Raw genomic sequence first — 13276 nt, forward strand, 5'->3', positions numbered from 1 at the left:
TAGCGGTGCACGGGAAAATAATGTGGCGTTGTACGCTATTACGCATGGCTATAGAACGCGAAGATTCCGCCCGCGGAATCACCACGGTTGTAGTTCCAGCGGCAGGTATGGGCACCCGATTTTTGCCCGCCACCAAGACGGTTCCCAAAGAACTGCTTCCCGTTGTTGATACTCCCGGCATTGAACTCATCGCAGAGGAGGCGGCCTCTGTAGGCGCCCGCCGCCTTGCGGTGATTACCGCGCCCGATAAGCAAGAAGTCATGCGCCACTTCGAAGCTTTCCCAGAACTGGTAGACACCCTTGAATCCCGCGGCAAGGACGAGCAGGTTGCCAAGGTTAAGCGCGCTAATCAGCTCATTCACCCTGTTGCGGTGGAGCAGGAAAAGCCACTGGGCTTGGGCCACGCGGTGGGCCTGGCAGAAGAGGTACTCGGCGAAGATGAGGATTCTTTTGCCGTCATGCTTCCAGATGACATCGTGCTGCCTGCCACCGTCATGGCAGACATGGCTCGCGTGCGCGCGGCTTTGGGCGGTAGCGTGCTGTGCGCCTTCGAGGTCCCGCGCGAGCAGACCTATAACTACGGCGTCTTCGACGTAGAAGATACCAATGCCCCCGGCGTTAAGAAGGTCGTGGGCATGGTGGAAAAGCCGGCGGTGGAAGATGCCCCGTCTAATCTCGTGGCCACCGGTCGCTACCTATTGGATCGCAAGATTTTTGATGCCCTCCGCCGTATTAAGCCAGGCAAGGGCGGCGAGCTGCAGCTTACCGACGCCATCGAGCTCCTCATCGAGGAAGGCGAGCCCGTGCACGTGGTAGTCCACCAAGGAAAGCGTCATGATTTGGGAAATCCCGGTGGGTATATCCCCGCCAATGTGGATTTTGGTCTGCGCGATGAAAAGTATGGCCCCACGCTGTATAAAGCGATTAAGCAGATTGTGGCCGAGTATGAGGATGAGCACGGCCTAAACTAGGGAGATTTCCCAAGGGCAGAGGACATGAAAGCGAAGAAAGGGCTGGCATAGACCTTATGCGTTCAGTTGATGACCAGTTGGCGCTGGTAACGGATGCGGCGAACACGCCGGAGCCGGTGCGCATCGGTATTTCCAACGCGTTGGGGTTAATGTGCGCCGAGGAGGTGCAAGCAAACCAGCCCCTGCCGGGCTTTCCGCAGGCAGCCATCGACGGCTATGCGGTGCGCGCCGTTGATATTGGAGGCGAGCGCGGCCTAAGGCTCCGCCGTCCCAAGGAGCAGGAGGAGCAGGCTGCGGAGGGGGAAGAAGAGAAGGCACCCCAGCAACCGGAGGTCGAGCGTTCCTTGCCTGTGGTGGGCGAGGTTCCGGCCGGCTCCAAGCAGCCGTTGCGCCTGCAGCCCAAGCAAGCCGTGCGTGTGTATACGGGTGCGCCTTTGCCCACGCTTGCCGACGCCGTCCTTCCCCTCGAGTGGACCGACCGCGGCCGCAAGCGCGTCACCGCCCATCGCCCGGTGCGCTCCGGTGACTTTGTTCGCCGGGTAGGCGACGATATCCAACCTGGCGATGTGGCTGTATCTTCCGGCACGGTTTTGGGCCCCGCCCAGATCGGCCTGCTGGCCGCAGTTGGCCGCTCTAAGGTATTGGTCTATCCGCGCCCGCGCATCACCATCATCTCCTTTGGCCGCGAACTGGTTGATTTGGACCAAGAACCGGCACTGGGCCAAGTCTTTGACGTCAACTCTTATTCCCTCGCCGCCGCGGCTCGCGAGGCTGGGGCAGAGGTGCATCGCGTTGGCATTGCCGAGGGGGAGCCGCGCCGCATCCGCGAAGCGCTGGAAAAGCACATCGCTCGCAGCGAGGTCCTGGTCATCTCCGGTGCGGTTGGTGGAGCCGGCGCCGAGGCCATCCGTGAGATTCTTGATGACCTCGGTGATATCGATACCTCTCGTGTTGCCATGCATCCCGGCTCCGTCCAGGGGTTTGGTCTGGTGGGCGAGGAACGCATTCCTACCTTCTTGCTGCCGTCTAATCCAGTATCCGCGCTCGTGGTCTTCGAGGTATATATCCGCCCGCTCATTCGCTTGGCACTGGGTAAACGCAATGCGCACCGCCGTGTGGTGCGTGCCCGCGCGCTGAACCACATCGATTCCCGCCCCGGCCGGCGCGGCTTCATCCGCGCTCGTTTGATGCGCGATGCGGAAACCGCGGATTATCTGGTGGAAGGGCTGGGCGGTGCCGCGGGTGCCCCAGCGCACCTATTGGCCGGTCTTTCGGAGGCCAATGCCATGATTCGCGTGCCGGAAGAGGTAACGGAAATCCGCCCGGGCGATGTGGTCGATGTGTTGTTTTTGACCCAGCGTAGCTAATGCTCGATCCCTTCGGCACTGCGGCGGATAGGTTCCGCCTTCCCGCTACCGGCCCCACGGATGACATGCATCCGGGATGGCCGGAATCTACTCCTTTTGTTAGGCTTCCCGCTTCCGCTGTCTTCCCTTCGGGGGCGCGGATGCGCCTGCGGCCGCTGCTGCGATCTGATGGGCATGAGTGGCGGCGCCAACGTATCGAAGATGAAAGCTTCCTCCGCTCGGTCGAGCCGACCCAAGCGGCACCTTGGGCGGCGGCGCATAGCCAGCAGGCGTGGTGGAATCATCTGATGTACCTGCGTACCGCCGCCCGTGAGGCACTGGTGGTCCCACTTGTCATTGAAGTGGAGGGCCAATTCGTAGGCCAAATCACCTTGGGGAATATTCAGCATGGCAGCATTCGCGATTGCTGGATTGGTTACTGGGTTTATTCCGCTATCCACGGCGCCGGGGTGGCTACGGCTGCCACCGCCTTAGGCGTGGACCACGCCTTTGGACGGGTGGGCCTACACCGGGTGACCGCTACCTATCTAGAGAGCAATCCTGCCTCTGGTCGCGTCTTAGCCGCCAATGGCTTTCGACACGAGGGATACTTGCGTCGCAATTTGCATATAGACGGTGCCTGGCAGGACCACCATTACGTGGCTTTAGTTAAAGAAGACTATGCCTCCACGGCTGTCGAGCGCCTGCGCCAGGCTGGCCGGTTGGCGTGAAATAGCTCCACAGTTGCTGGGATTTCGACCTCAATTTTCACAGAAGTCACAACATTGTAATTTGTGGGAATTTGGGGTGCTATGGTGCGGTTTCACCGTTTAGAGTGGAGTAATCATCTGTATTCAAGGGGAAGGTCCTTTTCGTGTCGACAGCTGTGCCGGTTATCGCGATCATCGTGGTGTGGCTCTTCGTCCTCGCACCATGGATTCTGGGTAGGAATAACCGCCCAATGAGCCATACTGGTGAGGCCTTTGAAGATACTCGCGTCCTTTTTGAAGGAGATTCTGGCAAGGTCGCTGGCCGCCGGCGTCCACGCCTGCGTGCCGATGATGTGCACCGCCGCGAGGACCAGGACGAGGCGGACTATGAAGTAGTAGAGGCCGCAGACACCGGCGTGGATGAGTCGGATGCCGAGGCTACTAAGCCCTCTTCGCGCTCCGTGACTATTGCCGGTGCTGCCCGCCGCGCTAAGTCCCAGCCTTTCGGTACCGGCAGCCGTGCGTTTTCTGCGGCGTCTTCCTCCGCAGCTGGTGAGGACACTCAGCCAGAAGCAGATACTATCGACGGCGAACTGGTCGAGGAAGCGACTGTAGAAGGCGACGATTCTGCAGTTCAGCCCCAAGCAGTCGCGGTCCCAGCCTCCCAGCAGGCTGATACGGCGGCAGTTGGTGACGACACCGAATTCGATGATGCCGATGACGTACTTCTTGAGGACGAGGAAGACGCCGCAGACCAGGCCGCAAAAGATGACTCTACCGATATTGCTGCCGCCGAGTCAGAGGTCTTTAGCGCTCCCGCAGTCTCTACCGTGGCGAGTGATGCCTATGACTACGACGAGACTTATACCTCGCCGGTGGACCTTATGTACCCCGGTGCCGTAGATAAGGCCGAGGTCGCTGAGAAGGATTCTGCCGATTCGGAAGGCACGGCTGACGCTGAGCCGGTATCCGTGGACAAGGCAGAGGCCGAGGACTCTGGGGAACTCATGGAAACCGCTGCAGCAGACGACGCCGGTATGGATACCAACCTGTCCGAGGATGAGGTGGAATTCGCGCAGCGTCGCATGGGCCGTGGCGGCTGGGACCCGGTAGCAGAAAAGGAAAAGTCTGTTACTCGTTACCAGCGCCGTCAGCGCACCCTGCTGGGCCTAGCCGTGGCCGTGGTACTCACGGTGGCCCTGGGGATCGTGGCCGGCGGCTGGACCTGGTGGTTGGCTGCGGTGGCCGGTGCGCTCACCGTTGTCTATCTGATGGCTCTTCGCGCTCAGGTCCGTCAGGAGCGAGCCCTGATGCGCCGCCGTGTGCGCCACTTGCGCCGCGCCCGTTTGGGCGTGCGCAACGCAGAGGATGAAGCTTTGAAGATTCCGCGCAACTTGCGCCGCCCAGGCGCTGTGATCGTGGAGATCGATGACGAAAGCCCTGACTTTGTGCACCTTCCGCTGCGCTATAACGATGGGGAAGACGGCGATTTTGATGGCCCCCACGCCGGGCCCGACGGCTATAGCCGGCGCGATGACCTAGCAGCCCGTCGCGCTGGATAGGAACTGGTGCCGACTTAGCAGGCCGCGTTCCGGAGTTCAGTGGAAGGCGCTGACCGCGGGTTCGTGAGCGCGTTGTATTCCTGCGCTAGGCCATAATGCGGCACACCGCTGTCGTGCCATACCCCGGAGGTTCCGCGGCGGTGAGAGCCGATGAGATGGGTATCAATCATGCCGATCGCCTCCATGAGTGCGAAACAGGTGACGGGGCCGACAAAGCGGAAGCCCTTCTTCTTGAGTTCGCGTGACATCAACTTGGATTCGTAGCTCTTTTTCGGAATATCTTCCATTGCGGTGGGGTAGAGGTTCTCCGGCGGTTGGAAGGACCAAATGAACTCCGCCAGCCCGCCCTCTTCGCGTAGGGCGATGGTGGCTTTGGCGTTTGTGATGGCGGCGCGGATTTTGGTCTCGTTGCGAATAATGGAGGCGTCGCCAAGCAATCGCTCAACATCCGGTTCGGTAAATTGAGCGACTTTTTCAGGATCGAAGTCGCAAAAAGCCGCACGGAAGGCCTCGCGCTTTTTCAAAACCACCGCCCAGGAAAGCCCGGACTGGAAAGACTCGAGGCTCAAACGCTCGTAAAGAGCTGCTTCATCAAAAATAGGCAGGCCCCATTCGGTGTCGTAATACTCCTTCAACATCGGCGAGGACATTGCCCAAGGCGGGCGGCCAAGTCCATCATCGTCATAGACTAAGGCGGTGCGCTCTGCGGACTGCGTAGCTGGTTTGCTCATGGTGTTCTCCTTTAATCTTTCTGCCTGGTTCCCATTGAAACAGTCCGCGTGACTATATGCCGTTCCTTCCCCGGCAAAGGGCGAAATTCCCAGCAGTATGGGCGTAGGCCATTGCCTTCGCATCGGGTGAGGGGTTCAGGGTAATCTGTTCAGCATGAATAGACCTGCCGTACGCGATGCCGCTTTGCTTATTTTTCGAGCGGTCCTCGGATTAATCTTTATCGCACACGGCGTGGACAAGATGTTTATGACCGGCATGGACGAAACCGTGGGGCAATTTTCCGCCCTTGGGGTGCCGCAGCCACAGCTTTCCGGCTATATCGCCGCCATCGGGGAGATGGTTGGGGGCGCCTTCCTCGTCGTCGGTTTGCTCACCACTTTTGTGGCCGGCGCGCTTGCCCTGCTGATGGGGTGCGCACTGTACTTTGTGCATTTGGGACATGGTCTTTTTGCTGCCGAAGGCGGAATCGAATACCCACTGGTATTGCTGATGTCCTTATTGATGATCGTGATTTTTGGCTCCGGTCGAGCCAGCATGGACGGGGTGCTCAGCAATGTTGACGCATAGCCAAGTCCAAGCGGCGATTTCTGCGCAGCTGGACGGTGAGCACTCAGATCTGGCAGAGGACGTAATCGATGCACACTTGGAAAGCTGCGCCGAATGCCGCGCCTTTCGCGATAAGGCGGCCGCGCTTTCGCGATCATTGCGTTTTGTGGAGCCTGCGGAATCCGGTATGGCGCCGCCAACGGATCTCTCCGAAGTCATTTTGGCCGGTGTGGAGCCGGAATGGCGGCGCACCTCGAGCGCTCGCCAGGCCAACCTGACGGTTGCGCGTGCCGCCATGGTGCTCATGGGCGCCATCTTTGCACTCTGGGCAGTAGCGCTCATCGTCCATTCCTCCGGGCTCGTACCGTTGGGTGAGGAAGGAAAGGTTTTAGATCCCACGGCGGATCCGGAACGAGCCAACCTGTTGATGGAAGGCGCAGCCGTACGCTTTGGCATGGCCTGTGGCCTATTTTTTAGTGCCTGGCGCCCCGCAGCGCTTACCGGCCTGCTCCCGGTCTCGGCCACGATGTTTGCTTTCCTCTTCGGGTTCGGCATGCGCGATATTGCGCTGGGCACCGTAACCATCGAACAGGTATATTTTCTTATCGCTACCGCGCTGGCGACCTTCAGCTTGGCGTGGGCTTGGGCGGCAGAAAAGGGCTACTTGGTGCGCGCCTGGTGGAAGTCCCTCAACGCACAACCTCAATAAGCCCCGCTTTCGTGCGGCTAGGTCCAGCTAGGCAGCCACATCATGGAGTGGTACCAAGAATCTGGAATCTTGTAGCCGTACAAAATGGGAGAGAAATAGAAGAACATCGCCACTACCAGGGCTAGGTAGAACACGGCGGCGATTGTTCCCCAGCGTACAGGGCCGCCTGCCAAACTCTTGAGCCATCCCCACTGCACTGGCCTGCCATGGCCGATGAGCTGGCCGAGTGCTAAGGCAATGAGCACGATGACAAAGGGGATAAACGCAGTGGCATAAAAGAAGTACATCTGGCGGTCAAAGGCTGCAAGCCAGGGCAAGAAACCTGCCCCAAAGCCCACCAAGGGGATGAGGAAGCTGCGATTGCGACGAATGATAAGTGACCACAGTCCCCACAGGACGGCCGGGATGACCAGCCACCAGATAGCCGGCGTGCCAAAAAGGTAGAGCATCTTGCGGCACTCGTTGCTGCCATCACCGCATTGCAGGTCGGTGGAGGAGTAGTACAAGATGGGGCGGGCGGCTACCAGCCACGCCCAAGGCTTAGAATCCCACGGGTGGTGGTGGCCACCGGAGGAAGTCAGGCTGGCGTGGAATTCTAGGACAGAGGAATGGTAGTAGAACCAGCCTGCCAGGGATTCAGGCAGGTGCATCAGCCACGATCCATCCTCGATCGTTCCATCTACTTTGGCGTGGCGGTACACGGCGGTTTCGGAGGAAAACCACGCTCGCCAGGTCCAGGCGTAGAGCAGCACCGGCACCAGTACGAGGGAGGCTAGGGCAGCAGGAGTATCGCGCACGAGGGTGCCCACTATGTAGCGGCGTACGCCATAGCGCTTGCGCAGGGCAAGATCGCTAAAGACGGACATGAGGCCAAAGAACATGATGAAGTACAGGCCGGACCACTTCACCCCCAGGGAAAGGCCAAGACAGACGCCCGCGAGGAGTCGCCACCAGCGGAATCCAAAGCGTGGTCCGAAGGCGGAGGAGCCCAAACGATTTTTAAGGAAAGCGCTGTGGAGGCGCTCGCGCATCTGATTATGATCGCGAGCAAGTGCCCAGGCGGCCGAGACAACAAAGAAGACCTGGAAAATGTCCAACATGCCGAACTTGGAAGAGACCAAAAGCACACCATCAAAGACGGCGATGAGGCCAGCCAGGGTTGCTACCTGCCAGGATAAAGAGACGCGGCGGGCCAGGGACATCGTCAAGAGCACGGTGGCTGCGCCGAAGAGGGCAGTCATAAAACGCCAGCCCAGTGGGGAATAGCCAGCGACCCATTCGGACAGCGCCACAATCTGCTTGCCCAGCGGTGGGTGAACCACCAGGCCATAACCGGGGTTGGATTCTATACCTCCGATGAAGAGGTTATCCCAGCTTCGCACCATGTCCCAGGCTTGCGGAACGTAGTGCTTTTCATCAAAGACAGGAGTGCCCTTTGATACGGGCGCGGTCAATCCGGCAAAGCGGGTAATGAGCGCGAGTACGCCAACGACGCTAGTGCTTATCCAGTCAGCCTTGCCCCACTGATAGGCGCGGGGCGCTGGCGGGGCCACAGTGTCGTGCGTGGTGCGCGATGGGGCAGCGGTAGCAATAGTCACTTGGTTGAGTCTAGGCGACAAGGCACCGCGCCCGCGCATTAGAGAGTATGGAATGCTAGAGATATGTCTGTTTCAGGTCTGGATCCACTACCGCGCGGGGTCATCCTCGCCGCCACGCCGCTGGGAAACGTGGGAGATGCCTCCGCGCGTTTAATGCATGCCTTGCAGCATGCGGACGTCATTGCGGCCGAGGATACGCGGCGCGTGCGGAACTTGGCGCAAGCTTTGGGCATCGAGATTTCCGGGCGGGTGGTGTCCAATTTTGATCACAATGAAAAGGACCGAGCCCAGCAGCTTATCGACGCCGCCGCAGCCGGCACCGTCCTCGTCGTTACGGATGCCGGCATGCCCATCATTTCTGATCCAGGACTGTCTATTGTGGCTGCAGCAGCTGACCGGGATATTCCCGTGACTTGTTTTCCTGGCCCTTCTGCCGTCCCAACGGCCTTGGCGCTGTCCGGCCTCGGCGTGGGTCACTTCCTCTTCGACGCCTTTCCTCCCCGCAAGCCCGGACCTCGCAAGGCCTGGTTAGAGTCACTGCGTAACGAAAAGCGCGCCATCGTCTTTTTTGAATCCCCACACCGGGTAGCCGAAACTCTAGCCGAGGCCGCGGATATCCTCGGCGCCCAGCGCCCGGCAGCGGTGTGCAGGGAGCTTACTAAAACCTATGAGGAAGTCCGGCGCGGCAGTTTGGAAGAGTTGGCCGAGTGGGCGGCTGAAGGGGCACGGGGAGAAATCACTGTGGTGATCGAGGGCGGAACCGCCGCGGCCGCTACCGCCGCAGATTTGGTTCCCCAGGCGATGGAATTGGCGGCGGCGGGGATGCGGCTAAAGGATGCTTGTAAGCAGGTAGCGAAAGACACCGAGGTTTCCAACCGCGAGCTTTATGACGCCGCTTTAGCAGCTCGCAAGGACTAGCCCCTATCGACGTGCTGATTAAGTCACAACTTTTGGTACCCGCAGATGGCTTCACTAAAGCAAACTTTGTAACTGAATTGTTATAGTGCTCGGGCGTGTGGGTGGCTTAAAGCGCTATTTACATGGGGAAATGAAGCGTAAAAACTGTTCAAATTAGCGTGGAAAATTCCTGGGAAATGGCGCTGAGCAGCGAAGTTTCTTACTGCTTCGTTTGATAATTGAGTAGTTCCGCACCACTGTATAGTTCATGACAAACTCGGAAAATATGGGCACAGGCGTGCCAGAAGAAGGAAAGGAACCGGTCGGCGCACATGCGCAGCCGGCTTCGGCTTCTTCGAGCGAGCAGCCTATTGAGAATTATCAGACTGTAGACGAACAGCTGGACGCACAATCTGCCACCGGCCAGCTGCAGGATATGATTCACTCCGACGGTTTCCACCCGGAGCGCTACGACGATCCTGAGGTAGAAATTGCGGCCGATCGTGACAATATGCCAATCGATTGGTCCATCGTCGGCATCGCCGGCGTGCTTGTTGCCGCGATCGTCGTCTGGGGTTTGGCTGCCCCGGATAACTTTGCCAACTTCTCCGCTTCGGCCCTGACCTGGGTAGTCGACAACTTTGGTTGGGCATACATTCTCTTCGGCACCGTCTTTGTGGTGTTCGTTGTCTTCATTGCCGCCTCCAAGTTCGGCTCCATCAAGCTGGGCCGCATTAATGAGGAGCCGGAATTTTCCACGCCCTCATGGATCGCCATGATGTTTGCCGCCGGTATGGGCATCGGCCTGATGTTCTATGGTGCCTCCGAGCCGCTAGCTAACTACCGTGACGGCACCCCAGGTGAGGGCACCGGCAACGTTGGATCTTCCATGGCCTATGCAATGTTCCACTGGACGCTGCACCCTTGGGCGGTCTATGCCATCGTTGGCTTGGCCATTGCATACTCCACCTTCCGCATCGGCCGTAAGCAGTTGTTGAGCCAGGCTTTCGTGCCGCTGATTGGCGAGCGTAATGCTAATGGTGCAGTGGGCAAGCTCATTGACATCCTGTCTATCTTCGCCACCGTCTTCGGCACCGCCTGCTCCCTGGGCCTGGGTGCCCTGCAGATTCAGGCCGGACTGAAGGCATCCGGAATCATCGATAATCCCACCAACTCCGTGGTTATCGGCATTGTGTTGGTTCTGACCCTCGCGTTCATCCTGTCTGCGATGTCCGGCGTGGGCAAGGGCATTCAGTATATCTCCAATGCGAATATGGTCCTCGCCGCAGTGTTGGCGATCTTCGTGTTCATCTTGGGCCCGACCGTTACCATCCTGAACCAGATTCCTGGCTCCATTGGTAACTACCTCAACTACTTCACCGAGATGATCGGCCGCACCGCCGAGTCCGAAAACGGCGCCGCCGCTGAGTGGCTTTCCGGTTACACGATCTTCTACTGGGCTTGGTGGGTTTCCTGGTCCCCGTTCGTGGGCATGTTCCTGGCTCGTATTTCCCGCGGCCGTTCCGTCCGCGAATTCTGCTTGGGCGTCCTGCTCATCCCAGCCGGCGTATCCACCCTGTGGTTCGCTATCTTCGGTGGCACCGCCATCCACATGGAGCAAAACGGCGAATCCATCACCGGCGAATCTGCCGAGGAAGAGCTGTTTAACCTCCTGCAGTCCATGCCTGGCGGTTTCGTTGCCGGCATCGTTGCAGCAATCCTGTTGGCTACCTTCTTCGTTACCTCGGCAGACTCCGCGTCCACGGTGATGGGCTCCATGTCCCAAAATGGTGCCGCTACTGCTAAGCCGTGGCTTTCCGCCGCGTGGGGTGGATTGACTGCCTTGGTAGGCCTGACCCTGCTCTTGGCCAATGAGGATGCACTGTCTAACCTGCAGAACGTCACCATCGTTGCTGCACTGCCATTCCTGTTCATCGTGGTTGGACTGATGTTCGCCATCTACAAGGCGTTGAGCGAGGATGTTATCTACCTCGAATACCGCGAGGCACAGCAGTTCCAGCGCAAGATGGCCCGCGAGCGCCGCCTGCACCGCGAGTACCAGCGCACGCAGGTTCTGAAGAAGCGCCGCAACGAACGCCTGAAGCACCCGATGAAGCGGAAGTAAATCGCTTTCTTCGCGGCTGCTCTAAAGCGCCCATTGTTTCCTTAGTGGTAGGGAAGCGGTGGGCGCTTTCTGCTGAAAATGCAGTTCACCTGCGGGAGAAATGTCTGCCCTAATCGTGTGTATAGGAGTCGGCTTCGATAAAGTAGAACCCATGACTGAGTCTGTAGTAGTTAATGTTGCTTGGCCCTACGCCAACGGCCCGCGCCACATCGGACACGTGGCCGGTTTTGGTGTTCCTTCCGACGTCTTTGCACGTTTCCAGCGAATGCGTGGCCGCAACGTACTCATGGTCTCGGGTACGGATGAGCACGGCACTCCGCTATTGGTACAGGCGGATAAAGAGGGCGTTTCCGTTCGTGAGCTCGCAGACCGCTATAACCGTCAGATCGTTACTGACTTGTCCAACCTTGGCCTGTCCTATGATCTCTTTACTCGCACCACCACCCGTAACCACTACTCCGTGGTGCAGGAGCTGTTCAAAGGCCTGTATGCCAACGGTTACATGCTCAAAGAGACCACCAAGGGCGCTATTTCGCCGTCTACCGGACGTACCCTGCCGGACCGCTATATCGAGGGCACCTGCCCAATTTGCGGTGCGGATGGCGCCCGCGGTGACCAATGCGATGAGTGCGGCAATCAGCTCGACCCCGTGGACCTTATCAACCCCGTATCTAAGATCAACGGTGAGACCCCGAAATTCATCGAAACCGAACACTTCCTACTGGATCTGCCAGCCATCAAGGATGAGCTGCAAAAGTGGCTTTCTACCCGCGAAGATTGGCGCCCGAACGTACTGAAGTTTTCCCTGAACCTGCTTGAAGATATGCGCCCGCGCACCATGACGCGCGATATTGACTGGGGAATTCCTATCCCCGTCGAGGGCTGGCAGGACAATAACGCCAAGAAACTCTACGTGTGGTTCGATGCGGTCATCGGCTATCTGTCTTCCTCCATCGAATGGGCGTACCGCACCGGTCAGCCCGAGGCCTGGAAGGACTTTTGGCAGAACCCAGACGCCCGCCACTATTACTTCCAAGGCAAGGACAATATCACCTTCCACTCCCAGATCTGGCCGGCCGAGCTATTGGGCTATGCCGGTAAGGGCAACAAGGGCGGGGAACTCCACAAGTACGGCGAGCTCAACTTGCCTACGGAAATCGTCTCCTCCGAGTACTTGACCATGTCTGGATCCAAGTTCTCCTCGTCCAAGGGTGTTGTCATCTATGTCAAGGACTTCTTGGCGGAGTTCGGCCCTGACGCCCTGCGCTACTTCATTGCCGTGGCTGGCCCTGAAAACAATGACACGGACTTTACCTGGGATGAGTTCGTTCGCCGTATCAATAATGAGCTGGCAAATGGCTGGGGTAACTTGGTCAACCGCACCGTATCTATGGCCTTTAAGAACTTCGGAGAGGTTCCCGCACCAGCAGCATTAGAAGAAAAGGACAAAGAAATCCTGCAGCTGGCGGAGGAGACCTTCGACACTGCCGGTGGTTTGCTGGAGCAGTCCAAATTTAAGCAGGCGATTACCGCTATCATGCACGTCGTCGGCGAGGCCAATGCCTATATTGCAGACCAGGAGCCATGGAAACTAGCCAAGGATGAGTCTCAGCGCGAGCGTCTAGCCACCGTGCTGTGGACCGCCCTCCAAGTCGTTTCTGACTGCAATGTCATGCTCACGCCCTACCTGCCGTTTACCGCGCAGAAGGTGCACGAAACCTTGGGCCGCAGCGGCGTGTGGGCCGCCCAGCCGGAGGTACACGACGTCAAGGACGATATTCCGGTAGAACTCGTGGGCGCTGGTTTACCGCCAGAGGGCCACGAATATCCGATTATCATGGGTGACTACACCCAGCAGCAGGCGAAGTGGGAGCGCATCCAAGTAGAGCCGGGCACCGCTTTGACAAAGCCTAAGCCGCTCGTCTCCAAGCTGGACCCAGAGCTGGGTGAAACCGGTCCAGAGTGGGCGCCTGTCTCCAAGTAACACCATATAAATAGCCGCGTTATCGCCCGATTTTTAGGAAGTTAAGGGCATAACGCGGCTATTTGTGTGCTCCAGTGCTGAGGGGCGCGGAGCGGC

Annotated in this window: 11 protein-coding genes; 9 read left to right on the forward strand and 2 right to left on the reverse strand. The window is 58.7% G+C overall.

Annotation, left to right across the window (positions count from 1 at the left end):
- Positions 1 to 44 precede the first annotated feature (44 nt).
- The 4 genes from ACP8J1_RS03805 (at position 45) to sepX (ending at position 4589) form a co-directional block, all read left to right on the forward strand.
- Positions 45 to 971 (forward strand): UTP--glucose-1-phosphate uridylyltransferase, encoded by a 927-nt coding sequence (locus ACP8J1_RS03805; protein WP_034656428.1) that lies wholly within the window; start codon positions 45 to 47, stop codon positions 969 to 971.
- A gap of 56 nt (positions 972 to 1027) precedes the next feature.
- Positions 1028 to 2338, forward strand: a complete 1311-nt coding sequence (gene glp, locus ACP8J1_RS03810) for a molybdotransferase-like divisome protein Glp (RefSeq protein ID WP_023021968.1) — start codon at positions 1028 to 1030, stop codon at positions 2336 to 2338.
- Positions 2338 to 3048: a GNAT family N-acetyltransferase gene (locus ACP8J1_RS03815; RefSeq protein ID WP_023021967.1), complete on the forward strand. Its 711-nt coding sequence runs from the start codon at positions 2338 to 2340 to the stop codon at positions 3046 to 3048. The genes glp and ACP8J1_RS03815 overlap by 1 nt, the downstream gene beginning before the upstream one ends.
- A 143-nt stretch (positions 3049 to 3191) precedes the next feature.
- Complete coding sequence (gene sepX / locus ACP8J1_RS03820; RefSeq protein WP_023021966.1) at positions 3192 to 4589, forward strand: divisome protein SepX/GlpR; 1398 nt, start codon at positions 3192 to 3194, stop codon at positions 4587 to 4589.
- Positions 4590 to 4603: 14 nt separating this feature from the next.
- On the opposite strand, the gene ACP8J1_RS03825 is transcribed toward sepX, so the two are convergent.
- Positions 4604 to 5320, reverse strand: coding sequence for a DNA-3-methyladenine glycosylase I (locus tag ACP8J1_RS03825; protein WP_023021965.1), 717 nt, complete (start codon positions 5318 to 5320; stop codon positions 4604 to 4606).
- A gap of 154 nt (positions 5321 to 5474) precedes the next feature.
- On the opposite strand from ACP8J1_RS03825, the gene ACP8J1_RS03830 reads away from it, so the two are divergent.
- Together ACP8J1_RS03830 and ACP8J1_RS03835 are read left to right on the forward strand one after the other, a co-directional pair.
- Complete coding sequence (locus tag ACP8J1_RS03830; protein WP_023021964.1) at positions 5475 to 5888, forward strand: DoxX family protein; 414 nt, start codon at positions 5475 to 5477, stop codon at positions 5886 to 5888.
- Positions 5875 to 6576 (forward strand): zf-HC2 domain-containing protein, encoded by a 702-nt coding sequence (locus ACP8J1_RS03835; protein WP_023021963.1) that lies wholly within the window; start codon positions 5875 to 5877, stop codon positions 6574 to 6576. Before ACP8J1_RS03830 ends, ACP8J1_RS03835 begins: the two co-directional genes overlap by 14 nt.
- 17 nt (positions 6577 to 6593) lie before the next feature.
- Here the strand turns inward: ACP8J1_RS03835 and ACP8J1_RS03840 are convergent, their stop codons facing one another.
- Complete coding sequence (locus tag ACP8J1_RS03840) at positions 6594 to 8213, reverse strand: dolichyl-phosphate-mannose--protein mannosyltransferase (protein ID WP_486697127.1); 1620 nt, start codon at positions 8211 to 8213, stop codon at positions 6594 to 6596.
- Between the two features lie 24 nt (positions 8214 to 8237).
- Between ACP8J1_RS03840 and rsmI the strand changes: the two genes are divergently transcribed.
- The 3 genes from rsmI to metG all read left to right on the forward strand — a co-directional run bounded on the left by rsmI (position 8238) and on the right by metG (position 13180).
- Positions 8238 to 9092: a 16S rRNA (cytidine(1402)-2'-O)-methyltransferase gene (rsmI, locus tag ACP8J1_RS03845; protein WP_023021961.1), complete on the forward strand. Its 855-nt coding sequence runs from the start codon at positions 8238 to 8240 to the stop codon at positions 9090 to 9092.
- A 247-nt stretch (positions 9093 to 9339) separates the two neighbouring features.
- Positions 9340 to 11196, forward strand: a complete 1857-nt coding sequence (locus ACP8J1_RS03850; protein ID WP_023021960.1) for a BCCT family transporter — start codon at positions 9340 to 9342, stop codon at positions 11194 to 11196.
- A 151-nt stretch (positions 11197 to 11347) separates the two neighbouring features.
- The gene (gene metG / locus ACP8J1_RS03855; RefSeq protein ID WP_084279147.1) at positions 11348 to 13180 is read left to right on the forward strand and encodes a methionine--tRNA ligase; all 1833 of its coding nucleotides are present in this window, start codon (positions 11348 to 11350) and stop codon (positions 13178 to 13180) included.
- Positions 13181 to 13276: the final 96 nt, after the last annotated feature.

This window comes from Corynebacterium sp. LaCa_205 (assembly GCF_057458085.1).